Raw genomic sequence first — 24,110 nt, forward strand, 5'->3', positions numbered from 1 at the left:
CACCGGCTGCCGCCGCTCGGACGACGGGGTCACGCGTCCTCCCGCATCGGGACGCGGACGCCCCGCTCGGCGGCGACCTCGTCGGCGCGGTCGTATCCGGCGTCCACGTGCCGGATGACGCCCATGCCGGGGTCGTTGGTCAGGACGCGGCGGATCTTCTCGCCGGCGAGCGGGGTGCCGTCGGCGACGGTGACCTGGCCGGCGTGGAGGGAGCGGCCCATGCCGACGCCGCCGCCGTGGTGGAGGGAGACCCAGGAGGCGCCGGAGGCGACGTTGACCATGGCGTTGAGCAGCGGCCAGTCCGCGATGGCGTCGGAGCCGTCGAGCATGGCCTCGGTCTCCCGGTACGGGGAGGCGACGGAGCCGCAGTCGAGGTGGTCGCGGCCGATGGCGAGCGGGGCGGCCAGTTCGCCGGAGGCCACCATGTCGTTGAAGCGCTCGCCGGCGCGGTCGCGCTCGCCGTAGCCGAGCCAGCAGATGCGGGCGGGCAGGCCCTGGAAGTGGACGCGCTCGCCGGCCATCCGGATCCAGCGGGCCAGCGACTCGTTCTCCGGGAACAGCTCCAGGATCGCCTTGTCGGTCTTCGCGATGTCGGACGCCTCGCCGGACAGGGCCGCCCAGCGGAAGGGGCCCTTGCCCTCGCAGAACAGCGGGCGGATGTAGGCGGGGACGAAGCCGGGGAAGGCGAAGGCCCGGTCGTACCCGGCGAGCTTCGCCTCGCCGCGGATGGAGTTGCCGTAGTCGAAGACCTCGGCGCCGGCGTCCATGAAGCCGACCATCGCCTCGACGTGCCGCGCCATCGACTCGCGGGCGCGCGTGGTGAAGCCGGCCGGGTCCTTGGCCGCCGCGTCCGCCATGTCCTCGAACGCGACGCCGACCGGCAGGTAGGCGAGCGGGTCGTGGGCGGAGGTCTGGTCGGTGACGATGTCGATGGGCGCGCCCATCGCGAGGAGCCGCGGGAGCGCTTCGGCGGCGTTGCCGAGGACGCCGATGGACAGGGGCCGGCGGGCGTCGCGGGCCTCGGTGGCGAGCTTCAGGGCGTGGTCGAGGGAGTCGGCCCGCACGTCCAGGTAGCGGTGCTCGATGCGGCGCTCGATGGCGCGCGGGTCGCAGTCGACGCAGAGGGCGACGCCGTCGTTCATCGTGACGGCGAGCGGCTGGGCGCCGCCCATGCCGCCGAGGCCGGCGGTGAGGGTGATCGTCCCGGCCAGCGTGCCGCCGAACTTCTTGGCGGCGACGGCGGCGAACGTCTCGTAGGTGCCCTGGAGGATGCCCTGGGTGCCGATGTAGATCCACGATCCGGCGGTCATCTGCCCGTACATGGTGAGGCCGAGGGCCTCCAGGCGGCGGAACTCCTCCCAGTTCGCCCAGTCGCCGACCAGGTTGGAGTTGGCGATCAGGACGCGCGGGGCCCACTCGTGGGTCTGCATCACGCCGACCGGGCGGCCGGACTGGACGAGCATCGTCTCGTCCTGCTTCAGGGTGCGCAGGGTGCGGACCATGGCGTCGAAGGAGCGCCAGTCGCGGGCGGCCTTGCCGGTGCCGCCGTAGACGACGAGCTTGTCGGGGTGCTCGGCGACCTCGGGGTCCAGGTTGTTCTGCAGCATCCGCAGGGCTGCCTCCTGCTGCCATCCCAGGGCGCTCAGTTCCGTACCGCGCGGGGCCCGTACGGGGCGGGGTCCTGACATGGGGGTGCCTCCTCGGATGCCCGGCCCGCGGCCACTGCGCCGCGGGCCACTACTGTGAGACCAGCTATTCACATCCTGCTGGAGTGAATAGTTGTAGTCAACAGGTGCGCGGGCGCGCGGCGGGATGTTTGGCTGGGGGACATGGCTTCCGCCCCGGCACCCCACCGCCGCGACCGGGCCGTCCGCGCGGCCGTGTCCCAGTCCCTGCTCTCCCCCGACCGGCCCGTGGCCGCCCTCCTCGACACCGAGGGCGTCCGCGCCTCCGCCGCCGCCCTCCGCGCCGCCTTCGCCGCCGTCACCGACGCGCCCGTGCTGCACGCCTTCGCCGTGAAGGCGTCCCCGCTCGTCCCCGTGCTGCGCCTGCTGTACGAGGAGGGCCTCGGCGCCGAGGTCGCGAGCCCCGGCGAGCTGGCCCTCGCCAGCGCGGCCGGTGTCCCGCCCCACCTGACCGTCCTCGACTCCCCCGCCAAGACCGCCGCCGAACTGCGCGAGGCCCTCGCCCTGGGGATCGCCGTCAACGCCGACAACCCGCAGGAGCTGGCCCGCCTCGACGCGCTCGTCCCCGCCGCGGCCGCCCCGCCGCCGCTCGGCCTGCGGGTCAACGCCCAGGTGGGCGGCGGCTCCATCGACGCCATGTCCACCGCCACCGACACCTCCAAGTTCGGCGTCGGCCTGCGGGACCCCGGCGCCCGCGCGTGGATCGTCCGGGCCTTCCTGGACCGCCCCTGGCTCACCCGCCTGCACACCCACTCCGGTTCGCAGGGCGTCCCCCTCGCGCGCATGGCGGCCGGGGTGCGCGCCGTGTACGAGCTGGCCGAGGAGATCAACGCGGCGGCCGGGCGGCGCCAGGTCGACACCGTCGACATCGGCGGCGGCCTCCCGGTGAACTTCGCCTCCGACGAGGAGACGCCCACGTACGAGGCGTACGCGCGGCTGCTCGCCGCCGAGGTGCCCGGCCTGTTCGACGGGCGGTACGGGCTGGTCACCGAGTTCGGCCGGTCGCTGCTGGCCAGGCACGGCACGGTCCTCGCCCGCGTGGAGTACACCAAGACGACCGGCGCGCGGCCCATCGCCGTCACGCACGCCGGCGTCCAGGTCGCCGCCCGCACCGTCTACGCCCCCGGCTCCTGGCCGCTGCGCATCGCCGTGTACGACGCGGAGGGACGGCCCAAGGGCGGGCCGGCCGTCGACCAGGACGTGGCCGGGCCCGCCTGCTTCGCGGGCGACCTGCTGGCCGCCGCCCGGCCGCTGCCGCTCCTGGAGCCGGGCGACGTGGTCGCGGCGCTGGACACCGGCGCCTACTACTTCGCCCACCACTACGCCTACAACTCCCTGGTCAGGCCGGGGGTGTACGGCTGGACGACCCGGCCGGACGGCTCGGTGCGGTTCGCCACCGTACGGCCGCCGCAGTCGGTCGCGGAGATCGTCGCCGAGGCGGGCGGGGACCTGCGGGACGCACTCGTACGGGAGTAGGCGCGCGGGCGGGCCGGGGCACCGGCGTGGGCGGACGGCCAAGCGCGGGCCGGGCGGCGGGCGGCCCTGCGCCGGGGCCGCACCGGGGCGGGGCGGGCGCGGGGCGGGGCGGGCGCGGCCGGCGGCGCGGGGCGGGCGCACCGTGGCGGTGCCACCGGGCGGGCGCACCGGCGCGGGGGACGTGGGTCGGGGCGCGGCGGAACGGAGCCGGGGCGGCGCGGTGCGGGCGCACCAGGGGGGCAGGCGCACCGGGCGGGGCAGGGCGGGCGCGGGGCGGGCCGCACCGGAACGGAGCCGGGGCGGCGCGGGGGTTGCCCACCCTGCGGCGGGGCGGGGCGGGGCGGGGCGCGGGGCGCCCACCCGCGGCGGGGCGGGGCGGGGCGCGGGGCGCCCACCTGCCTCGGGGCGGATCGGTCGGGTAAGGCGGCGGACCTTACCGCGCCCAGGGCACGTTCCACGGGAAAATGCCAGAAGTCCCGCCCAGGGGCGGGACGTTGCGTAACCTCTCCGCTACCGAGGTCGCCGCCACAGCGCCATGGGAGGGGAACCCGCGTGCCCGGAATCGACGAGTGCCTGCTGGAAGCGATGACCCTGCCGGGTGCGCGCGGCGCGGCCCTCGTCGACTGGACGAGCGGGCTCGCCCTGGGCACCGCCGGGGAGTCCCCGGTCGGCGACCACGAGACGAGCGCCGCCGAGGCGGCCGAACTGGCGCGCGCGGCGGCCGAGTACGAGTCGTTCGGCCCCGCGCCCGGTCCTCCGGGCCCGGCGCCCGGGGCACACGGAGCGCCCGCGGCTCACGGAGCACCCGGCCCCCGCGGCGGCGGGGGCGCGCCGGGCGGCGCGGCCGATCGACCGGACGACGAGGAGGGGGCCGCCCCCGTCGAGGACCTCATCGTCACCACCCGCACCGGCTACCACGTGCTCCGCTTCGTCACCACCAACTTCGACAGCAGCCTCTTCCTGCACCTCTGGCTCGACCGCGCCACCGGCAACCTGGCCCTCGCCCGATTAAGGCTCCGGGACCTCGCCGAACGGCTGGTGCTGTGATGGGCGCCGTCGTCTCCCCCATGCTCCGGCGCCTCGCCGCCGACCGGGCGACCGGCGCCCTCGTACGCGACCACGGCACGCTCTACCTGGTCGACGGCGCGGTCGTGCACGCCGAGAGCCCGGTCGCGCCCGGCCTGGAGATCCTGCTGGCCGGGGGCAGCGACCGCCGGTCCGCCGCCCGGTCCCGCTCCGGCGGCCCCGCCCGCATCGGCGAGGGCGAGCGCGAGATCTGCCGTCTGGGCGCCCTCTTCGACGCCGCGTTCTTCGCCCTGGCCCCCGGCCGGAGCCCGGCCCGCTTCCGGTACGGGGCCACCCCCCGCCACGCCGGTGCGGGGCGCCCCGTGCCGGCCGCCGCGCTGGAGCGCGAGACGCTGCGCCGCCGCGAACTGCTCGACAGCGTCTGGCCGTACCCCGCGCTCGACGCGGCCCCCGTCGTCCCCCGCCCGGCCGCGCCCGGCCAGACGGTCACCGCGCGGGGCCGCGCCCTGCTGGCCCGCGCCGACGGCACCCGCACCCCGGCGCAGCTCGCCTGGGTGCTGGGCCGCCCGGCCTTCCACACGGTCCTGGAGATACGCCGCCTCGCCGCGGCCGGCCTGGTCGAGACCCCCGTCCTCCCACCGACCCCCGCCGTCCCACCCGGTCCTCTCCGCCCGCCCAGCCCCACCCACCCGTCAGGCCCCCTCACCCCGCCCGGCCCCGCCCACCCGTCAGGCCCCGTACCCCCACCGGTCGCAGACCTCCCGCCCCTACCGGCCACCCCGCCGGACACGGCCCTCCCTCCCGGACCCGCCGCCCCGCCGGGCCCCGCCCCGCCGCCGCACCCCGCGCCGGGCGGCGGCCCCGCGTCCGCCTCCCCGCCGCCCGGCGCACCGCCCCTCCCCCCGGGCGCCCCGCCGCCGGCCGGGGCACCGCACCTGTCCCCGGGCGGTGCCCTCCTCACGGCGGCCGACCTCCCCGACATCGCCCTGCTCCGCCGAGTCCGTGACGCCCTGGAGGCACGCCTGTGACCACCCGCTCCACCCCCCTGCCCTCATGAGGCCCGCGTCATGAGGCGCGCCCTGCGGCAGCGCGCCGAGAGGAGACAGATGATGACGGCCGAACCGTACGTGCTCGGCGAGCTGCGCCGGCTCCGCGCGCGGGTCCCGCAGCTCACCGGAGCCCTGGCGGCCAGCGTCGACGGGCTGGTCCTCGCCCAGGACACCGGGGACGCCGAACCGGAGGGCGTCGCCGCCCTGACGGCCGCCGCGCTGGGCGTCGCGCTGCGGCTCACCGACGCGACCGGGCGCGGCGCGTTCCGGGAGCTGCTGGTGCGCGGCGAGCACGGCTACGTGGCGACGTACGCGGCGGGCGGCGCGGCGGTGCTGACACTGCTGGCCGAGCCCCGCGTCAACGTCGGCCGGCTCCACCTGGAGGGCCGCCGCTCCGGAGCGCGCATCGCGGAGCTGGTGGACGGCGCCCTGGAGCGCCCCGACCTCGGTCCGTAGCCCCGCCGCGTCCGGCCCCCGGCCGGAGTTCCCCCTCCCCGCACCACCCCTCGACCACCCCACACGCCATCCCGTCACCCAACGAAAGGAAGTGCGCGTTCATGGCCAACGCGGAGACAGCCCTCAAGGAAGCCACCACGGCGATCGACGGAGCGATCGGCGCGGCGCTCGTCGACTACACCAGCGGCATGGCGCTCGGCACCGTCGGCGGCGGCAACGACCTCGACCTCACGGTCGCCGCCGCGGGCAACACCGACGTGGTGCGCGCCAAGGTCCGCACCATGGAGATGCTGGGCCTGCACGAGGAGATCGAGGACATCCTGATCACTCTGGGCAGCCAGTACCACCTGATCCGGCTGCTCAAGGGGCGCGGCGCCAACGGCCTCTTCCTGTACCTCGCGCTCGACAAGAAGCGGGCGAACCTGGCGATGGCCCGCCACCAGCTGAAGAAGATCGAGAGCGAACTGGAGGTCTGACCCGCCCACCGGCCGCCCCGCGGCGCCCCGCGCCCCGCGCACCGGCCGCGGGCGCCGCCCCCGGCACCGGTCACCCGCCCCCGACACCGGCCGTACGCCACGCACCGGTCACCCGCCCCCGGCACCGTCCGTACGCCACAGCACCGCCACCGCCACCGCCACCGGCAGCACACAGCCGGCACGGGCACCGGCGACGGAGCCCCAGCACGGTGGACGCCACCGGCCGGACCGCGGTCCGACGGCGCCCGGCCACAGGTCAACGGCACCGGACCGCGGTCCGACGGCGCCCGGCCGCACGTCGGCTGCGCCCGGCCGCACATCGGCGGCACCCGGCCGCGCGTCAGCGGCGCCGCGCCCCTCCGGGTGCGGCGTCGCCCGCGGCGATGCCCGTCGCCCGGTACGCGGTGACGTGCCGGCCCGCCGGGCCACCGCCCGCCGCGAGCCGGTCGGCCGACACCCACAGCAGCCGGTCCCCGGCCGCCTCGCGGCGGCCGATCCACAGGGCCTTCAGCCACAGCCCCGCGCCCAGCCCCGCGACAAGCAGGCCGCCCGCCACGGGTACCGCGAACGAGGAGGCGACCGCGGCGGGGAAGGCCGCGAGCAGCCACCAGCGCCGGGCCCGCCGCCGGTTGCGCAGCGTCACGGCACGGTCCTGCAGGATGTCCTGCCGGGCCGCCCGCCCGGCCTCCGCCGCGAGGCGCGCGTACCGGCCGCGCCGCGCGAGGAACACCGCGGCGGCGGCGAGCAGCAGCAGCGCGGCCCCCGCGAACACCCCGACGCGCCGCCCCGTCAGTCCGGGCGGCAGCGCCCCCACGGCCGCCCCGAGGACACCCGACCACCACAGGGGCGCGGCCCCGGCCCGTACGGCCACGGCCACCCTCGCCAGCGACTCCCCTCCGCGCGCCACGTCCCGTCCTCCTTCTGCCTCGGCTGAGAGATGCGGATGTGCGCCGGCACGGTACCGCCGCTCCGTGAGAGTTCCCTGAGAGAGCGCCGGAGACCCGCCGCGCGGGACGCCGACGGGAGAACGCCGCCGCGCGTCGCGCGCGGCTACTCCACGAACAGCCCGCGCGCGGCGGCCCGCGCGTCGAACTCCTCCAGCCGGGCCTGCGCGTCCGGCAGCCCGTCGCACATCGCCTCCAGCAGCACCCGGCCCAGCAGCATCGGCCCGCACGCGGTGTCGAAGGCGAGGGCGGTGCCGACGGCGGCCGGGAGGAGCAGGTCGCTGTGGCGGGCGACCGGCGCGAACGCCGAGTCGGCGACGGTCACGACGGTCAGCCCGGCGGCCCTGGCGTACTCCAGGGCGTCGACCACCTCGCGCGGGTGGCGGGGCAGCGCGAAGCAGAGCAGGGCGCTCGCCCCGGCCCGTACGGCGGTGTCGATCCGGTCGGTGAGCATCGAGCCGCCCTCGTCCAGGACCCGCACGTCCGGGTGGACCTTGGCGGCGAAGTACGCGAAGCCGCGTGCCTGGGCGGCCGCGGCGCGCAGCCCGAGGACGGGCAGCGGGCGGGAGGCGGCGAGCAGCCGGCCGGCCCGTTCGGCGGGCGCGGGGTCCGCGAGGAGCTCCGCGAGGTGGCGCAGGTTCTCGATCTCGGCGTGGACGGCCTGCTGGTACGCGTTGGCCTCGGCGCCCCCGGAGGGCGCCGCGCCGGGGGCGGGCCGGGCGGGCTCGACGGGGGCGACCTCGCGCAGGTGCCTGCGCAGCGCGGGGTAGCCGTCGAAGCCGAGCGCCACGGCGAAGCGGGTGACGGACGGCTGGCTGACCCCGGCCAGTTCGGCGAGCTCCACACTGGAGAGGAACGGCACGTCGGCGGCGCGCCGCACCATCCAGTGGGCGATCCGCCGCTGCGTGGGCGTCAGCCGATGGCCCTCGAACAGGGCCTGGAGCCGCGCACCGGGGGTGTCGTTCATGCCCCGCCCTCTCCTCCACCTCTGGTCTATTCAGTCACGGGGGTGACTGAATAGACCATATGCACGTCCACCCCCACCAGGAAACCGCCCCGCACCCCCACCACCCCGCCCCGCCGGAGCGACCGGGCCCCGCACGGCCGCCGGGGCCCGCCTCGCGCGACGCGATCGGGCCCCGCACGACGCCGGGCCCGGCCCGAGACGGGAAGCCGACCCCAGCCCCGCGAACATCCGGCACTCCGCTCGCCCCGCCCCGCGTACCGATCAGCAGGGCACGGACGGACGCGGCAGACCCGGCGCGGGGCCCACGGTGGGCCGGCGTGGGGCGGCGCCCCGCGCGACGGCCGGAATCCACCGTTATCCACCCGCCTCCACCTTCTCCATCAGATCACCACAACATCCGGATCTCCCGTGCGCACACGGCACTTGAGTGCGGAACCGCACCCCCGCGGACTGCGTGATGACCTTCGGCGCCCTACCTTTGCGGTCATAGAATGCGGCGCAAAATCGTTTACCTGCATCGGGGGTCGCGCACATGGGATTCGACGAGGAATGGGCCCAACTACGGTCGGAGGCCGCGCAGCGGCTCGACACGTCGATGCGCCTGAACCAGCTTCCCGCGGATCAGGGCGGCGGAGGCGGGGGCGGGAGCGGCAAACTGGTCTCGTCGGCGGCGGCGAAGACCGCCGCGGCGAACACCATCCAGACCGAGCTGATGCCCTCGACCCAGACGGCCGGGAAGCACGCGGCCGAGTCCACGAACGGCGCGGCGAGCGAGTTCAGCGGCTGGGCCACGGGGTCCGCCCTCAAGAAGATGCAGACCACCTGGGAGGGCCAGGTGAAGACCCTGATGGGCCGGCTCGGCAAGGAACGCGACGGCCTGCGCCAGACCAACGTGACCCTCTCCGGCGTCGACACGGACCGCGGCGGCCAGATCCGCAAGGTCCCGTCGGGCCTGGACGACATCAAGAGCTGAGCCGGGACGCCGCATGCTGACGTATCACGAGATCATGACGACCGACTTCAAGAAGCTCTCCTCCGCCGCCGACAAGTGGCAGTCGATGGCCGGGGAGTTCAAGAAGGTCGAGAAGCGCTACCGGGACAGCATCGAGAAGATCACCATCGACGACTCCTGGCAGGGCGAGAGCGCGACCGCGGCGGGCATGAACTTCGCCGCCACCCGCTACGAGTACCAGGCCGCGCAGGCGCAGGCGAAGGCGACGGCGACCCTGCTGCGCAACGCGCACGAGCAGTTCACCGAGCTGAAGCAGAAGCTGGTGGACGCGCGGGCCGATGCCGTCAAGGAGGGCATGAGGGTCTCCGAGCAGGGCAACGTCTCCTACGACATGGAGCGCGCCACCCCCGCGGAGCGCAACGCCATGCGCCACGACCCGGACTTCGCCAAGGGCGTCCGGGAGAGCGAGCAGTCCTGGGCCGAGTACATCAAGGCGTGCGTCAAGGCCGTCGACGACGCCGACAAGGACCTCCAGAAGGACCTGGAAGCGGTCGTCAAGGACTCCGGCGGCGCCAAGAACGACGGGACGGCCGGCGGCTTCAACGGCGACGCGGCCGCCGTCGCCGCCGCCGACGACAAGCAGCGCCGCGACCGCATGGACCTGGCGTCCTTCGCGATGCGCGAGAACGAGACGCTGGAGGACTGGCTGGCGCGCATCCAGCGCGACGGTGTCGAGAAGCTCACCGGGAACAAGCAGCTCGCGGACCTGCTCGCCGGCGTCCAGAAGGGCACCGTCACGGCGGGCGCGTTCGCGCTGGCCCTCGGCACGAGCCTCAAGGGCAGCTTCAAGCTGTACCAGTTCCTGAAGAAGGGCAAGACGGTCACCGCCCCCGGCACCTTCCTCACCAGCCGCATCAACGAGCGGATGATGCTCGCCCAGTCGGGCAGCCTGTGGAGCAAGCTGCCGCCCGGATTCGTCTCCGCGCTCACCGGCTCGGAGGAGGCCGCGGCCCTGGGCAGTCACATGAAGAACGGCAAGTTCTTCATCCCGACCGCCGCCGAGGCCAACCTGGCGCGCGTCGCCCATCAGGGCGGCCTCGCCAACGCCGCCAAGGCCGCGGGCTGGCTCCGCGGCGCCGGCGTCGTCGGCAGCGCGGGCGCCACGGTGTTCGGCATGGCCAACCTCGCCACGTACAACACCGACATGATCAAGGCGGACCCGGGCAAGTTCGCCACCGACCTCAGCGGCACGGCCTTCAACGCCTCGCTCACCGCCCTCGCCGTCGCCCCGAACCCCGTCACCGTCGGCCTGGCCGTCGGCACCGGCCTCGTCTACGGCGGCTGCCTCGTCTGGGAGAACCGGGAAGCCATCGGCGACGGCCTGGAGAAGGCCGGCGAGTGGGTGGGAGACAAGACGGAGGAGGCCGTGGACGGCCTGAAGAAGATCGGCAGCGCCCTCAACCCCTTCGACTGACCAGGGAAGCCATGCACACCGCCATCACCCCGTTCGCGCTCGCCCGCTGGAAGTCGCCGAAGACGCCGGGCGAGCCCCGGCAGTACGGCTGGACCGGCACCTCGCCGGAGTTCGGCGAGGTCCGCGTGGTCTGGCCCGCGCTGCCGCACGCCACCAGCGCGGTCGTCACGGAGGTGACGGGCGGGCACCTTCCCGCCGCCAGGTTCGAGACCCGCGGCCTGCTCTCGGACCTGGTGAGCAAGCCCACCCTGAACCGGGCCACGTGCCGGGTCGACGGGCGGCTCGTCGCCATGGAGCGCAACCGGTGGGCCGTCACCCACCGGGGGCGCGCCCTGCGCATGCGGTACATGGGCGACGACTACCGGCTGACGGCGCTGGGCAAGCACGCCTACCGGCTGGAGCGGCTCCGCGACGACGAGGACCCCGGCGTCGTCGTCACGGCCCACGAGACGGGCGTGGGGAGCGGCAGGCGGGTGACGCTGCGGGCGGCCGGGCGGGTGCTGCCCGCGGACCTCTCGCTGGCCGCCCTCTTCTCCGGGGTCGACCGGTCGGTCCTCACACGGCGGGGCGCCGTGCGGGCCGGCTTCAAGAGGATGTTCAGCTTCTGGGCGGAGACGACGTACTGACGTGCCGGCAGCGGCCCGCCGCGTGCCCGTCCTTCCGAGCCCGACCTACCGAGTGAGTGGTGTATGCCTTCCATTGACCTTTCCCGGTCCCGTTTCCGGCTGACCGACGAGCACCTGGTGGTGCTCTCCGAACTGGCGGCTGGCCGGCCGGTGGACCAGGAGTTCGCCGCCGCCCGCAAGGAGGTGGAGGACAGCGGCCTGGTCACCGCCGAAGGGCGGCTCGTCCAGGCGCTGCTGCCGCTCGTGCAGACCTTCCTGACGCCCGGTGTGGTGATCTCCCTGGAGGCGGGCAGCCGCCAGGGCACGCTCCGGCACGGGATGTTCATCGGCGACGAGCACGTCGTCGCGCACGAGGCCTGGCCGGGCGAGGCGGAGGAGGAGTACTCCCTCGTCGAGCCGAAGACGCTGGTCTTCAAGCTCGCCTCGATGGTGAACCTCCGCCAGTCCCCCGCCGCGCGGCAGACGGCCCTCACGGCCGTCGAGACGACCGTCTCCGGCGTCGAGGGCGCGCTCGCGGCCCTCAAGTCGGTGGCCGGCCCCGGCCGCACCGCCGACGACGAGCAGGCCGCCGTACGGCAGGCGCTGGCGGCCGACGGCACGCTCGGCGAGCCCGCCCTGTCGCTCCTCGCGGAGCTGGTGTCGGAGCTGCGCTGCAGCTGGCGCATGACCGCCGCCTGGCAGGGCCGCCAGGGCGGGCAGGAGGGCGTGGAGGGCCGCGGCTTCGCCGTGTGGGACTGCGGGCCGCTCGGGTACTGGCTGCGGGAGCTGCCGCAGGAGCCGCTCCCGGCCGAGGAGGTGACGCCGTCGAGCCCGTTCCGGCTGGTCCGCACGGACGCCAGGTCGATCTGGACGCTCATCACGGACCTGCTCCCGGACGCCGAGGAGATCCGCGCCGCGCGGGCCGGCCGCTGAGCGGGGCGTCGAACCGCCCGCCGGGCGGGGACGGCCGCCACCGGGTGGCCGCGGATGACGGAAGGGGGCCGGCCCGGTGTCGGGCCGGCCCCCTTGCGTGGGGCGTTTCGCGCGGGGACCACCGCACCCCCGGAGCTCCGGGGGGCGGGACGACGGCGGTCCCCGCGAGGACGCGGGCCCGGGTCAGGGCCGGTCACCGCGTCCGCGGCGTGCGCGGAGGTCCGGGAGCCGCTCCGGACGTCCTCGACGCCGACACCCCCTACGGTGCCGGGCGCGTGTTAAGCCGGTGCTGCCCGCACGTGTCGTCCCCGTACCGTTTGCGCGAACCCCGCGCCACGGGGGCGCCGGGCCGTGCACCGGCCCGGCCCGCCGGGCGCGCCGGGCCGTACGCCTCCGGGAGCGGGCACCCCCAGCGCCCCGCCGTACCCCCGCGGGGAGCGGGCCGCCACCGGCGCCCCGCCTGCGGGCGCACCCGGCCTCGGAGGCACCGGCCCGCGCCGCTCCGGGCGCACCCGGCCTCGCGGGCGCCGGCGCGTGCGGCTCCGGGGCGCCGCCGTCCCGTGCGCGCGGAGCTCACCGCCGCGGGCGCCGGGCCGGGCGCCCACCGGGGTCACTTGCCGTCGCGGGCCAGGAAGGACAGGAGGTCCTGGCGGCTGACCACGCCGGTGGGCTTGCCCTCGACGAGGACGATCGCCGCGTCGGCCCGGCCCAGGACGGCCATCAGGTCCTCCACCGGCTCGCCGGAGCCGACCTGGGGAAGCGGGGCGCTCATGTGCTTCTCCAGCGGGTCGTTCAGGGAGGCGCGCTGCGCGAACAGCGCCTCCAGCAGCTCCCGCTCCACGACCGAGCCGACGATCTCGGCGGCCATCACGTCCGGGTGCCCGGCGCCCGGCTTGACGATGGGCATCTGCGACACGCCGTACTCGCGGAGGACCTCGATGGCCTGGCCGACCGTCTCCTCCGGGTGCATGTGCACCAGCTTCGGGATGTCGCCCTCCTTGTGGCGGAGCACGTCGCCCACCCGCGCGGACGGGCCGGCGTCCTCCAGGAAGCCGTAGTCCGCCATCCACTCGTCGTTGAAGATCTTGGAGAGGTAGCCGCGCCCGCTGTCCGGCAGCAGCACGACGACCACGTCGTCCGGGCCGAGCCCCTCGGCGACCCGCAGCGCGGCGACGACGGCCATGCCGCACGAGCCGCCGACGAGGAGGCCCTCCTCCTTGGCGAGGCGGCGGGTCATCTGGAAGGCGTCCTTGTCGGAGACGGCGACGATCTCGTCCGTCACCGTCCGGTCGTACGCGGACGGCCAGAAGTCCTCGCCGACGCCCTCGATCAGGTACGGGCGGCCGGAGCCGCCGGAGTAGACGGAGCCCTCCGGGTCGGCGCCGATCACCTTGACGCGGCCGTCGCTCGCCTCCTTGAGGTAGCGGCCGGTGCCGGAGATGGTGCCGCCCGTGCCGACGCCCGCGACGAAGTGGGTGATCCGCCCCTCCGTCTGCTCCCACAGCTCGGGACCGGTCGTCTCGTAGTGCGAACGGGGGTTGTTCGGGTTCGAGTACTGGTCCGGCTTCCAGGCTCCCGGCGTCTCGCGGACGAGGCGGTCGGAGACGTTGTAGTACGAGTCCGGGTGCTCGGGGTCGACGGCCGTCGGGCAGACGACGACCTCGGCGCCGTACGCCCGCAGCACGTTGATCTTGTCCGTGGACACCTTGTCCGGGCAGACGAAGACGCACTTGTAGCCCTTCTGCTGCGCCACGATCGCCAGGCCCACGCCGGTGTTGCCGGACGTCGGCTCGACGATCGTGCCGCCGGGCTTGAGCTCGCCGCTCTTCTCCGCGGCCTCGATCATGCGCAGGGCGATGCGGTCCTTCACCGAACCGCCCGGGTTGAAGTACTCGACCTTGGCCAGCACCGTGGCCTGGAGGCCCGCTGTCACCTGGTTGAGCTTCACCAGCGGGGTGTTGCCGACGAGGCTGATCATCGAGTCGTGGATTTGCACCGTAAGTCTCCGGGGTCTCCGTAATGGTCCAGTCAGCGTAAGCCGAGTCGATGCGTAGGCGGGCACGGTTCCGGGGCAGTTAGCTCACAGACCGTACGGAGGAGGTGGCGGCGCCTATGTCGAGGGCGAGGGTGGCGCGGCGGATCGCCGCGGGCGCGGCGTACGGCGGCGGGGGCATCGGGCTGGTCGGGGTCGCCGCGGTCGGGGTGGTGCTGGCGGAGGTCCAGCTCGCGAAGCGGTCGGTGGGCGGGTGCGTCGCCCCGCTGCCCCCGGCGGCGGACGGGCTGTACGGGCGGGGGTTCGACGGGGTGCCGCTGCGGCTCGCCATGCTCGGCGACTCCACGGCGGCGGGCCAGGGCGTGCGGCGCGTCGGCCAGACGCCGGGCGCGCTGCTGGCGTCCGGGCTCGCCCAGGTGGCGGAGCGGTCGGTGGAGCTGCGCAACGTCGCCCTGCCCGGCGCCCGCTCCGACGACCTGGAGCGGCAGGTGGCGCTGCTGCTGGCGCAGCCGGGCGGCGCGCCGGACGCCTGCGTGATCATGATCGGCGCCAACGACGTCACGCACCGGATGCCGCCGACGCGGTCGGTGCGGTACCTGTCGGAGGCGGTACGGCTGCTGCGCGCCGAGGGCACCGAGGTGGTGGTGGGCACCTGCCCGGACCTGGGCACCATCGAGCCGGTGTACCAGCCGCTGCGGTGGCTGGCCAGGCGCCTGTCGCGGCAGCTCGCCGCGGCGCAGACCATCGTGGCCGTGGAGAACGGCGCGCGGACCGTGTCGCTGGGCGACCTGCTGGGCCCGGAGTTCGCGGAGAACCCCCGCGAGATGTTCGGCGCCGACAACTACCACCCGTCGGCCGAGGGGTACGCCACGGCGGCCATGGCGGTGCTGCCGACGGTGTGCGCGGTGCTGGGCGTGTGGCCGGAGCCGGAGCGGCTGGACGCGCGGCGGCGGGAGGGGATGCTCCCGGTGGCCGTGGCGGCGGCCGAGGCCGCGGCGGAGGCGGGTACGGAGGTCACCGGGGCGCGGGCGCCCTGGGCCCTGCTCCGGCACCGCAGGCGGCGGCGCGTGCAGGAGCCGCCCCCGCCGGACCCGGCCGCCTGACCCCCCGGCCGGGCGGGGCGGGGCTTCCGGGGCGGCGGAGCCGCGCGGGGCGGCGGGGCTGGCGGGGCGGCGGGGCTTGGCGGGGCGGAGGGGGTCCGGGCGGGTGCCGTCTCGTCCGTCCGCCCCGACGGCCCCGCCCGAGAGCGTCCACCTCTCCGGCCCGTCGGCCCAGCCCCAGGCCGTCGGCCCGAGCGTCCCGCCCGCCGGGCCGTGCCGGACCGTCCAGCCGCCCGTCACGCCCCGGCCCCACCCGTCCGCCGCCGGGGCGGCGGGGCCCTGCGGGGCGTAGGCTCGACAGCGGGTGAGCGGGTGCTTAGGGTCACACCGCCCATCCGGTGACCCCGGCGCTACGTAGGGGTAACTTCCTCTCAGCCGCACACCCGCCCACCCTGGAGCCGTGATGCCCGAAGCCGTGATCGTCTCAGCCGCCCGCACCCCCATCGGCCGGGCCTTCAAAGGCTCGCTGAAGGACCTGCGGCCGGACGACCTGACCGCCACGATCATCCAGGCCGCCCTCGCCAAGGTCCCCGAGCTGGACCCGCGCGACATCGACGACCTCATGCTCGGCTGCGGTCTGCCCGGCGGCGAGCAGGGCTTCAACCTGGGCCGTATCGTCGCGGTGCGCATGGGCATGGACCACCTGCCGGGCTGCACCCTGACCCGCTACTGCGCCTCCTCCCTCCAGACGACCCGGATGGCGCTGCACGCCATCAAGGCCGGCGAGGGCGACGTGTTCATCTCGGCGGGCGTCGAGATGGTCTCCCGGTACGTGAAGGGCAACTCCGACACGCTGCCCGACACCCACAACCCGTTCTTCGCCGACGCGGAGGCCCGCACCGCCGACGCCGCCGAGAACGGCGCCTCCGGGTGGCGCGACCCGCGCGAGGACGGCCTCGCCCCGGACGCCTACATCGCGATGGGCCAGACCGCGGAGAACCTCGCCCTCCACAAGGGCGTCAGCCGCGAGGAGATGGACGAGTTCGGCGTACGGTCGCAGAACCTCGCCGAGCAGGCCATCGCGAACGGCTTCTGGGAGCGCGAGATCACCCCGGTGACCCTCCCGGACGGCACGGTGGTCAGCAAGGACGACGGCCCCCGCGCGGGCGTCACGCTGGAGGGCGTCCAGGGCCTGAAGCCGGTCTTCCGCCCCGACGGCCGCGTCACCGCCGGCAACTGCTGCCCGCTCAACGACGGCGCCGCCGCCCTGGTGGTCATGTCCGACACGAAGGCCCGCGAGCTCGGTCTCACCCCGCTCGCCCGCGTCGTCTCCACCGGCGTCTCCGGCCTCTCCCCCGAGATCATGGGGTACGGCCCGGTCGAGGCCAGCCGGCGGGCGCTCGCCCTGGCCGGCCTCACCGTCGACGACATCGACCTGTTCGAGATCAACGAGGCGTTCGCCGCCCAGGTGATCCCGTCCTACAAGGACCTGGGCATCCCGCTCGACAAGCTGAACGTCAACGGCGGCGCGATCGCCGTCGGCCACCCCTTCGGCATGACCGGCGCCCGCATCACCGGCACCCTGATCAACAGCCTCCAGTTCCACGACAAGCAGTTCGGCCTGGAGACCATGTGCGTCGGCGGCGGCCAGGGCATGGCCATGGTGATCGAGCGCCTCTCCTGATCCGGGCCCGTTGAACCGCGCCGCGTCCCGGCCGTGACCGAATCTCCCCCAGGATGTGACCTACGTCCCGGGGGAGATCCGTTTACGCAGGTCACCGCCGTGGGAGCGGCCAACAACTCCAGAAATAAACTGTCCAATTCGTGACGTAATGCACTGACACCGGGCCCACGGCTGGCACAAGCTGATGTAGGAAGTGCGGGGGATCGATTGAAACCGGGAGTACGTCAGTGAGCGCCATGCCTCTCGCCCTGCTGCTGACCACGGCCACCGCGACGGCCGTGGGAGCCGCCGCCCTGTTCGCGGCGCACGGACTGCGCCGGCAGATCACCGCCCTGCGCGCCGACCTCGCCGAGGCGCGCGCCGCCGCGGAGGCCGCCGCCGGGGCCGCCCCGGCCGTCCCGCACGCCCGCACCGCCGACGCCACCATGGCGGAGGAGATACGCACGGCCGTCGCCGAGGCCCTGGCCGAGGAGCGCGAGCGCGAGCTGGCCGAGGCGCGCGCCTTCTGGGCCGCGCAGGAGGCCCGCGACGCGGACTCCCCCGCCTCCCCGCTGGGCGGCGTCCCCGGCACGCTGGGCGGCGCCGGCGAGGACGGCCCCTTCTTCGTACCGCGCCAGGCGGACTTCGCGGGCCTGGAGTCGCTCGACCTGGACGCCGACTACGACACCGCCGACCTGGCCGACTACCCCGACGCGGACCTGCCCGGTCTGCCGGGCCTGACCGGCCTGCTCGGCGGCGACCTGCCGGAGCCGGGCGCCGCGGGCGACTGCCCCGAGTACGCCGAGGACTCCCCGGAGCTGGCCGCGGCCCGCCGCCGCCACCCCTCGCACCCCGACTTCGTGCCCGTCCGTACGCCGGTGGTCACCGACCACGAGCGGACCGTGGCCCGCCTGGAGGAGCTGGCCGACGCGCGCACCGCACTCGCCGACGTCCGCCCCGGCCCGCTCGGCACGCTGGACGTGTACGTCTTCGAGGACGGCACCACGCTCTGCATGACGCCGGGGCACCGGGAGACCTCCGAGCGCCTCGCCGACGCCCTGCGCGAGGGCGCCGAGCCGTTCCTGCTGGGCGGCTCGGGCATCTCCGGCGCGTACGCCCTGACGTTCTCCTGCGGCGACGGCGAGAACGTCTACATCCTCGCCGACCGCGTCATCGCCTCCCTCTGACGCCCGGGGGCCACCCGGCCCCCGCCCCGTCACCGGACCCGGCTCTCCCCGCCGGCCCGGGGCCCGGATCTCCCGCCCGCCCCGTCCAGGACCCGGCCCCGCCGGCCCCTCCGGCCCCTCCGCGGCCCGGCCTCGAAGCCCCCGGACCCGGCCCGCACCCGCTCCCGGCACCGCCCCGGCCCCGCACCGGCTCGCACCCGCTCCCGGCACCGCCCCGGCACGCCCGGACCGCCCGTCCGCCTCGGCACCGCCCCGGCACGCCCGGACCGCCCGTCCGCCCCGGCACCGCCCCGGCACGCCCGGACCGCCCGTCCGCCCCGGCACGCCCGGCTCCGCCCCCGCACGGCAGGCCGCCGCCCCGGCGGTCCGTCCGCCCGCCGCCTACAGCCCGGCGCGCTCAGCCGCCGCGCGGACCCGCGCCAGCGCATCCGCCAGCACCGCCTCGGCGCCGCCCGCCACGACGGGGCCGACCGCCTCGGCGCCCCCCGGCGCGGCCCCCACCTGCCCGGCGCCCCCCGGCGCCCCGTCCGCCCGGCCCGGCCCGCCCTCCCCCCGTGCGGCGGCCCGCAGCGCCTCGGCGAGGTCCGCGCCCGCCACGGCGAGCTGGTCCCCCACCGCGAAGACCCCCGCGTCGGGCATGACGCGCACCTCCGGCGCGCCCTCCAGCCGCTGCGCCAGCGCCGCCAGCTCCCTGGCCAGCGCCAGCCCCTCCGCCGCGGCGCCCTGCCGCAGCCGGCTCTGCGGGGCGGCCCGCAGGCGGTCGGCCAGGCGGTTCACGGCCTCGTCCAGTTCCCTCGTATCGCGCACGCCGCGACCCTATGCGCCGCCCCGGCGCCACCGCCAAACGGCCACCGCCACCGCCACCGCCCGCCGGGAAGCCGCCACCCGGCCGCCGGTCGCCCGCCGACGGGCCAGCCGCCCAGCCGCCGCCGGGAAGCCGCCCGGCGGCCCGGCCGCCCGTCCCCGGGAACGGCGAAGGGCCCGCCCGGGCGAACCGGGCGGGCCCTCTCAGCCGCTCATGGGGCCGACGGCGCGACGATCAGTCCTCGCCGGACAGGATCGACACGAGCCGCAGGAACTCCAGGTAGATCCACACCAGGGTCATGGTGAGGCCGAAGGCCGCCAGCCACGACTCCTCGCGCGGAGCGCCGTAGGTGATGCCGTCCTCGACCTGCTTGAAGTCCAGCGCGAGGAAGCAGGCGCCGAGGATGATGCCGATGACACCGAACAGGATGCCGAGGCCACCGCTGCGCAGGCCCAGGCCGTCACCGCCGCCGAACACGGCGAACAGCATGTTCACCGCCATCAGCAGCACGAAGCCGAGCGCGGCGGCCATCACGAAGCCGTAGAAGCGGCGCGTGACGCGGATCCAGCGCATCTTGTACGCGATGAGCACGCCGGCGAAGACGGACATCGTGCCGAGCACCGCCTGCGGGACCGCGCCCGCCGCGACGTACGTGGTGACGGCGCTGGAGATGACACCGAGGAAGACGCCCTCGAACGCCGCGTACGCCAGGATCAGCGCGGGCGACGCCTTGCTCTTGAAGGACTGCACCATCGCGAGGACGAAGGCGACCAGGGCCGCGCCGATGCCGATGCCGTACGACTTGCCGAGGTTCGCCGGGTCGACCGGCAGCAGGAACCAGGCGAGCGTGGCGGTGACGAAGACCGTGCCGAGCGTGATGGCCGTGCGGGACACCACGTCGTCGATGGTCATGGCGCCCGTGCGCGCGGGAGCCTGCGGCGGGGCGCCCTGCTGGACGCCCTGCGCGTACGGGTCCGTGGCGTACGGGTTGGTGGCGTACGGGTTCGTCGCGTACGGGTTGGTTCCAGCGGCGGGGCCCCCGGCCTGCTGCTGCGCGTTGAAGCCCGCGTAGCCGTTGTCGCGGCTGAACCCCCGTCGCGAGAAGACCGGGTTGCTGCTCCTCATCTCACTCCTTCATGGCCGCCGTGCGCGGCCTTGTCGACAAGAGTAATGGGGAAGCAAAGGAAACACCCTAGTGCTCGGGGAGGATCTTTCCGCTCCGAGGTCTCGATCACGCATCCCCCGTGTCGCACCGGAACCTCCCCGAGCCGCCGGTGCCCGGAGCGGGACTCGAACCCGCACGGCCGTAGGCCAGCGAGGTTTAAGCTCGCCGTGTCTGCGTTCCACCATCCGGGCAGGACGCGCGGCTTCTGCGCGTCAGCACAGGAGCCTATCCGGGCGCGCCTTCCGAACTGGGGGGAAGTGGCCCGATGTTGTCTTATTTTATTGGCGCCTGAGGGACCGTCAGCGGGAATGCGCGGCGCTGCCCAGCAGTGGCGGGCGGTTCGCGGCCGCACATGCCACCGGCAGGGAATGACGGAAAGTCGCCGTCCGTCCACGGCGAGTCCATGCCAGCGTGGCCGGCGCCCGCCCCCGTACGCCCCTCCCGGGCGCCTCTCGGGGGCGCCGTCATACCTCAGGAGGAGAGCCGGGCGGCGCCGTCAGACTCCAGAGGGCCCCGCGAACGGGCACGCGGACGGACGTGGGCCGGGGGTGGCGGCGCCGACGATGGAACGGTCCTCGACGAACCACCCCGCGACAGGAGCCCTCCCCGTGATCCCCACCCCGACGACCGCACGCCGCGCCACCGCGGTGGCCGCCCGCGCCACGGATCTCTCCAAGGTCTACGGACAGGGCGAGACCCGCGTGGTCGCCCTCGACCGGGTCACCGTGGAGTTCCCGCAGGGCGAGTTCACCGCGATCATGGGCCCCTCCGGGTCCGGCAAGTCCACCCTGATGCACTGCGTCGCCGGCCTGGACACCTTCTCCTCCGGCTCCGTCCGCATCGGCGACACCGAGCTGGGCTCCCTGAAGGACAAGCAGCTCACCCAGCTCCGCCGGGACAAGATCGGCTTCATCTTCCAGGCGTTCAACCTGCTGCCGACGCTCACGGCCCTGGAGAACATCACGCTCCCCATGGACATCGCGGGCCGCAAGCCGGACCGGGAGTGGATGGACCGGGTCATCGACATGGTCGGCCTCTCCGCCCGGCTCGGCCACCGGCCGGCGCAGCTCTCCGGCGGCCAGCAGCAGCGCGTCGCCGTCGCCCGCGCCCTGGCCTCCCGGCCGGAGATCATCTTCGGTGACGAGCCGACCGGCAACCTCGACTCCCGCTCGGGCGCCGAGGTGCTCGGCTTCCTCCGCAACTCGGTGCGCGAGCTCGGCCAGACGGTCGTGATGGTCACCCACGACCCCGTCGCCGCCTCCTACGCCGACCGGGTGATCTTCCTGGCGGACGGGCGGATCGTCGACGAGATGCACGCCCCGAGCGCCGACCGGGTGCTGGACCGCATGAAGGCCTTCGACACCAAGGGCCGCACGAGCTGACCGGGGCGCGCGGACCCCGCGCCCCCGCCGTCGCCCTCCCGCCCCCGGACCCTCCCCGCGGGCCCGCCGCCGGCCGCCCCGCGACCGGCCGTCCACCGGACCCGCCACCGGCCGTCCGACCGGACCGCCACCGGCTCCGCACCGGCCCTCCGGCCGGCACCCGACCGGTCCCGCCCCTGACGGACCCTCCACCCCAGGACCTCACCTCATGTTCCGAACCGCCCTGCGCAACGTGCTCGCGCACAAGGCCAGACTGCTGATGACCGTCCTCGCCGTCATGCTCGGCGTGGCCTTCGTGTCCGGCACCCTCGTCTTCACCGACACCCTCGACCGGGCCTTCACCCGGCAGGCCGCCAAGAGCTACGACGACGTCGCCGTCGCCCTCACCTCCCACCCCGACCCCGACGAGGCGAAGCGCGAGCCGGGCCTGTCCGGCGCCACGCTCGACAAGATCGCCGCCCTGCCGGGCGTCGCCTCCGTCTCCGGCCGCGTCGAGGGCTTCGCCGGCGTCCCCGACCCCGACGGGAAGCTGATCGGCGTCGGCTGGTCCAACAAGGGGTCCAACTTCGCCCCCGGCAAGGACGGCGAGGACCCCCGGTACGCCTTCACCGAGGGCGGCGGCCCCGTCGCGCGCGGCCAGATCGCCCTCGACCGGGAGACCGCCGAGAAGGGCCGGTACAAGGTCGGCGACACCGTCCGCGTCGCCACCAACGGCCCCGTGGAGGAGTACCGCCTCCAGGGCGTCTTCACCACCGACGACGGCGCCGTCAGCGCCGGCGGCAGCCTCGTGCTCTTCGACACGGGGACCGCGCAGGCCCTCTACCTCAAGCCCGGCTTCTTCCAGGAGGCCACGGTCGCCGCCGCGCCCGGCACCGACGACGACGCGGTCCTCTCCGCCGTCGAGCCGCTGCTGCCCGGCCACACCTCGGCGCAGACCGGCGCGGAGCTCTCGGCCCAGCAGGCCAAGGAGATCGAGGCCGGCCTGAGCGCCTTCAGCCAGGTCTTCCTCGGCGCCGCCGCCATCGCCCTGTTCGTCGGCGTCTTCCTGATCGCCAACACCTTCACCATGCTCGTCGCCCAGCGCACCAAGGAGGTCGCGCTGATGCGGGCCGTCGGCGCGTCCCGCCGGCAGGTCACCCGCTCGGTGCTGGCGGAGGCCGCGATCGTCGGCCTGGTCGCCTCCGTCGCCGGCTACCTGCTCGGCATCGGGCTCGCCGTGGGCCTGCGCTCCGGCATGGCGGCCTTCGGCATGAAGATCCCGGACGGCCCGCTCGTCCTGGGCGCCACCCCCGTGCTGGCCGCCCTCGGCGTCGGCCTCGTCATCACCATGCTCGCCGCGTGGCTGCCCGGCCGCCGCGCCGCGAAGATCCCGCCGGTCGCCGCGATGAACAGCGTCCACGCCGCGCCCACCCAGAAGTCGCTGGTCGTCCGCAACAGCATCGGCGGCGCCCTGGCCGCCCTCGGCTGCGGCCTGATCGTCCTCGGCGCCGTCAAGGCCGGCGACACCGGCCGGCTCCTGATCGCCGGCGGCGCGTTCCTCACCCTCATCGGCGTGATCATGCTGATCCCGCTGCTGTCGCGGCCGCTGATCGCCGCCGTACGGCCGCTGCTCGCCGGGCCGTTCGGGATCTCCGGCAAGCTCGCCGGGCAGAACGCCGTCCGCAACCCGCGCCGCACCGGAGCGACCGCCTCGGCGCTCGCCATCGGCCTCACCCTCGTCACCGGCCTGTCGGTGCTCGGCGTCACCGTCGGCTCGTCCCTCGACCGGGCGACCACAGACCAGGTCAAGGCCGACTACATGGTCCGCATGGCCAACGGCGGCCCGCTCGGCCCGTCCGTGCTGACCGCCCTGGAGAAGGCCCCCGGCGTCACCGCCGTCTCCCCGCAGCAGGCCTCCGGCATGGAGATCGGCGGGAAGTGGACCTCCGCGTCCGCCGTCACCCCCGGCGCCATCGAGAAGGTGCTGAAGGTCGAGCCGACCGCCGGCTCGCTCGACTCGCTTGCGGACGGGCGGATCGCGGTGGCGGAGAAGACCGCCGCGTCGCGCGGCTGGAAGGTCGGCACCACCGTCCCCGTCACCTACCCGGACGACGAGAAGGGCACGCTGACCGTCGGCGCGCTCTACAAGGACTCCGGCTTCCTCTCGCCGGTCCTGATCGACCGGAAGGCCGTCGCCGCGCACGACCCGGAGCCGTACATCCCGGAGATCTTCGTCTCCACGGAGGGCGGGGAGAGCGCCGCCAACGAGAAGGCGCTGATCCAGGCCCTGGGTGACAACCCGGCCATCAACTTCATGGACAAGCAGGACATCCGCGACTCGTTCGGCGGACCCATCAACATGCTGCTGAACATCATGTACGGCCTGCTGGCGATGGCCCTGATCATCGCCGTCCTCGGTGTCGTCAACACGCTGGCCATGTCCGTCTTCGAGCGCCAGCAGGAGATCGGCATGCTCCGCGCGATCGGCCTGGACCGGCGCCGCGTGAAGCGGATGGTCCGCCTGGAGGCCGTGGTGATCTCGGTGTACGGCGCGGTCGTCGGCATCGTGCTCGGCTCGTTCCTCGGCTGGGCGATCGGCGAGACCTTCAAGAGCAGCCTGCCGGACTACTCCCTGGTCCTGCCGTGGGACCGGATCGGCGTCTTCCTGCTGCTCGCCGCGCTGGTCGGCGTCCTGGCCGCGATGTGGCCGGCGCGCAGCGCCGCGAAGCTGAACATGCTGAACGCCATCAAGGCCGAGTAGCGGGCGCGGCGCCCGCGCGGCACCGCCAGGGCCGGGCCCCCGTCACGGGGGCCCGGCCCTTCGGCGTGCCCGTGGGCCCGGCCGCCCGGCGG

Annotated in this window: 20 protein-coding genes and 1 tRNA gene; 14 read left to right on the forward strand and 7 right to left on the reverse strand. The window is 75.2% G+C overall.

The window, feature by feature from the left end; genetic code table 11:
• Window positions 1-29 precede the first annotated feature (29 nt).
• On the reverse strand, window positions 30-1,688 hold the full coding sequence (gene hutU, locus CP974_RS11485; protein ID WP_031131182.1) for a urocanate hydratase: 1,659 nt from the start codon (window positions 1,686-1,688) through the stop codon (window positions 30-32).
• Window positions 1,689-1,829: 141 nt separating this feature from the next.
• On the opposite strand from hutU, the gene CP974_RS11490 reads away from it, so the two are divergent.
• From CP974_RS11490 to CP974_RS11510, 5 genes are all read left to right on the forward strand, one after another.
• Entirely contained in the window at window positions 1,830-3,161 is a 1,332-nt protein-coding gene (locus CP974_RS11490) for a type III PLP-dependent enzyme domain-containing protein (RefSeq protein WP_031131180.1), read from the forward strand.
• Between the two features lie 552 nt (window positions 3,162-3,713).
• Window positions 3,714-4,208 (forward strand): hypothetical protein, encoded by a 495-nt coding sequence (locus CP974_RS11495; protein WP_031137324.1) that lies wholly within the window; start codon window positions 3,714-3,716, stop codon window positions 4,206-4,208.
• The gene (locus CP974_RS11500) at window positions 4,208-5,215 is read left to right on the forward strand and encodes a hypothetical protein (protein ID WP_223844612.1); all 1,008 of its coding nucleotides are present in this window, start codon (window positions 4,208-4,210) and stop codon (window positions 5,213-5,215) included. The genes CP974_RS11495 and CP974_RS11500 overlap by 1 nt, the downstream gene beginning before the upstream one ends.
• Window positions 5,216-5,254: 39 nt before the next feature.
• Entirely contained in the window at window positions 5,255-5,692 is a 438-nt protein-coding gene (locus tag CP974_RS11505) for a roadblock/LC7 domain-containing protein (RefSeq protein ID WP_174887807.1), read from the forward strand.
• A 101-nt stretch (window positions 5,693-5,793) separates the two neighbouring features.
• Window positions 5,794-6,168 (forward strand): hypothetical protein, encoded by a 375-nt coding sequence (locus tag CP974_RS11510; protein ID WP_031134376.1) that lies wholly within the window; start codon window positions 5,794-5,796, stop codon window positions 6,166-6,168.
• A gap of 340 nt (window positions 6,169-6,508) precedes the next feature.
• Here CP974_RS11510 and CP974_RS11515 read toward each other — a convergent pair whose 3' ends face one another.
• Both CP974_RS11515 and CP974_RS11520 read right to left on the reverse strand, forming a co-directional pair.
• Window positions 6,509-7,075, reverse strand: a complete 567-nt coding sequence (locus CP974_RS11515; RefSeq protein ID WP_031134378.1) for a hypothetical protein — start codon at window positions 7,073-7,075, stop codon at window positions 6,509-6,511.
• A gap of 143 nt (window positions 7,076-7,218) precedes the next feature.
• Window positions 7,219-8,079 carry a MurR/RpiR family transcriptional regulator gene (locus CP974_RS11520; protein WP_031134380.1) on the reverse strand — a complete coding sequence of 287 codons (861 nt, stop codon included), beginning with the start codon at window positions 8,077-8,079 and terminating at the stop codon, window positions 7,219-7,221.
• 532 nt (window positions 8,080-8,611) lie between these two features.
• Here CP974_RS11520 and CP974_RS11525 point away from each other — a divergent pair.
• The 4 genes from CP974_RS11525 to CP974_RS11540 all read left to right on the forward strand — a co-directional run bounded on the left by CP974_RS11525 (window position 8,612) and on the right by CP974_RS11540 (window position 12,043).
• On the forward strand, window positions 8,612-9,052 hold the full coding sequence (locus tag CP974_RS11525; RefSeq protein ID WP_051839779.1) for a hypothetical protein: 441 nt from the start codon (window positions 8,612-8,614) through the stop codon (window positions 9,050-9,052).
• Window positions 9,053-9,065: 13 nt separating this feature from the next.
• The gene (locus CP974_RS11530; protein ID WP_031134384.1) at window positions 9,066-10,505 is read left to right on the forward strand and encodes a hypothetical protein; all 1,440 of its coding nucleotides are present in this window, start codon (window positions 9,066-9,068) and stop codon (window positions 10,503-10,505) included.
• A gap of 11 nt (window positions 10,506-10,516) precedes the next feature.
• Window positions 10,517-11,131 carry a hypothetical protein gene (locus CP974_RS11535; protein WP_031134392.1) on the forward strand — a complete coding sequence of 205 codons (615 nt, stop codon included), beginning with the start codon at window positions 10,517-10,519 and terminating at the stop codon, window positions 11,129-11,131.
• A gap of 63 nt (window positions 11,132-11,194) precedes the next feature.
• Window positions 11,195-12,043 (forward strand): hypothetical protein, encoded by an 849-nt coding sequence (locus CP974_RS11540; RefSeq protein WP_031134394.1) that lies wholly within the window; start codon window positions 11,195-11,197, stop codon window positions 12,041-12,043.
• Between the two features lie 610 nt (window positions 12,044-12,653).
• On the opposite strand, the gene CP974_RS11545 is transcribed toward CP974_RS11540, so the two are convergent.
• Complete coding sequence (locus tag CP974_RS11545; RefSeq protein WP_031134395.1) at window positions 12,654-14,039, reverse strand: cystathionine beta-synthase; 1,386 nt, start codon at window positions 14,037-14,039, stop codon at window positions 12,654-12,656.
• A 116-nt stretch (window positions 14,040-14,155) separates the two neighbouring features.
• Between CP974_RS11545 and CP974_RS11550 the strand changes: the two genes are divergently transcribed.
• The 3 genes from CP974_RS11550 (at window position 14,156) to CP974_RS11560 (ending at window position 17,926) form a co-directional block, all read left to right on the forward strand.
• Entirely contained in the window at window positions 14,156-15,139 is a 984-nt protein-coding gene (locus CP974_RS11550) for an SGNH/GDSL hydrolase family protein (protein ID WP_174887806.1), read from the forward strand.
• A gap of 400 nt (window positions 15,140-15,539) precedes the next feature.
• A complete protein-coding gene (locus CP974_RS11555) occupies window positions 15,540-16,760 on the forward strand; it encodes an acetyl-CoA C-acetyltransferase (protein WP_031136868.1) in 1,221 nt (406 codons plus the stop codon).
• A gap of 236 nt (window positions 16,761-16,996) precedes the next feature.
• Window positions 16,997-17,926, forward strand: a complete 930-nt coding sequence (locus CP974_RS11560; RefSeq protein ID WP_031136870.1) for a hypothetical protein — start codon at window positions 16,997-16,999, stop codon at window positions 17,924-17,926.
• 381 nt (window positions 17,927-18,307) lie between these two features.
• Here the strand turns inward: CP974_RS11560 and CP974_RS11565 are convergent, their stop codons facing one another.
• From CP974_RS11565 to CP974_RS11575, 3 genes are all read right to left on the reverse strand, one after another.
• Complete coding sequence (locus CP974_RS11565; protein ID WP_085921341.1) at window positions 18,308-18,733, reverse strand: hypothetical protein; 426 nt, start codon at window positions 18,731-18,733, stop codon at window positions 18,308-18,310.
• 232 nt (window positions 18,734-18,965) lie between these two features.
• Complete coding sequence (locus CP974_RS11570) at window positions 18,966-19,856, reverse strand: Bax inhibitor-1/YccA family protein (protein WP_031135579.1); 891 nt, start codon at window positions 19,854-19,856, stop codon at window positions 18,966-18,968.
• Window positions 19,857-20,006: 150 nt separating this feature from the next.
• Window positions 20,007-20,087 (reverse strand) — tRNA-Leu (locus tag CP974_RS11575).
• A 420-nt stretch (window positions 20,088-20,507) separates the two neighbouring features.
• Between CP974_RS11575 and CP974_RS11580 the strand changes: the two genes are divergently transcribed.
• Both CP974_RS11580 and CP974_RS11585 read left to right on the forward strand, forming a co-directional pair.
• Window positions 20,508-21,278 (forward strand): ABC transporter ATP-binding protein, encoded by a 771-nt coding sequence (locus tag CP974_RS11580; protein ID WP_031135581.1) that lies wholly within the window; start codon window positions 20,508-20,510, stop codon window positions 21,276-21,278.
• A gap of 208 nt (window positions 21,279-21,486) precedes the next feature.
• Window positions 21,487-24,018: an ABC transporter permease gene (locus tag CP974_RS11585; RefSeq protein WP_031135583.1), complete on the forward strand. Its 2,532-nt coding sequence runs from the start codon at window positions 21,487-21,489 to the stop codon at window positions 24,016-24,018.
• Window positions 24,019-24,110: the final 92 nt, after the last annotated feature.

Origin of the sequence: Streptomyces fradiae ATCC 10745 = DSM 40063 (assembly GCF_008704425.1) — a bacterium.
Classification (GTDB): Bacteria; Actinomycetota; Actinomycetes; order Streptomycetales; family Streptomycetaceae; genus Streptomyces; species Streptomyces fradiae.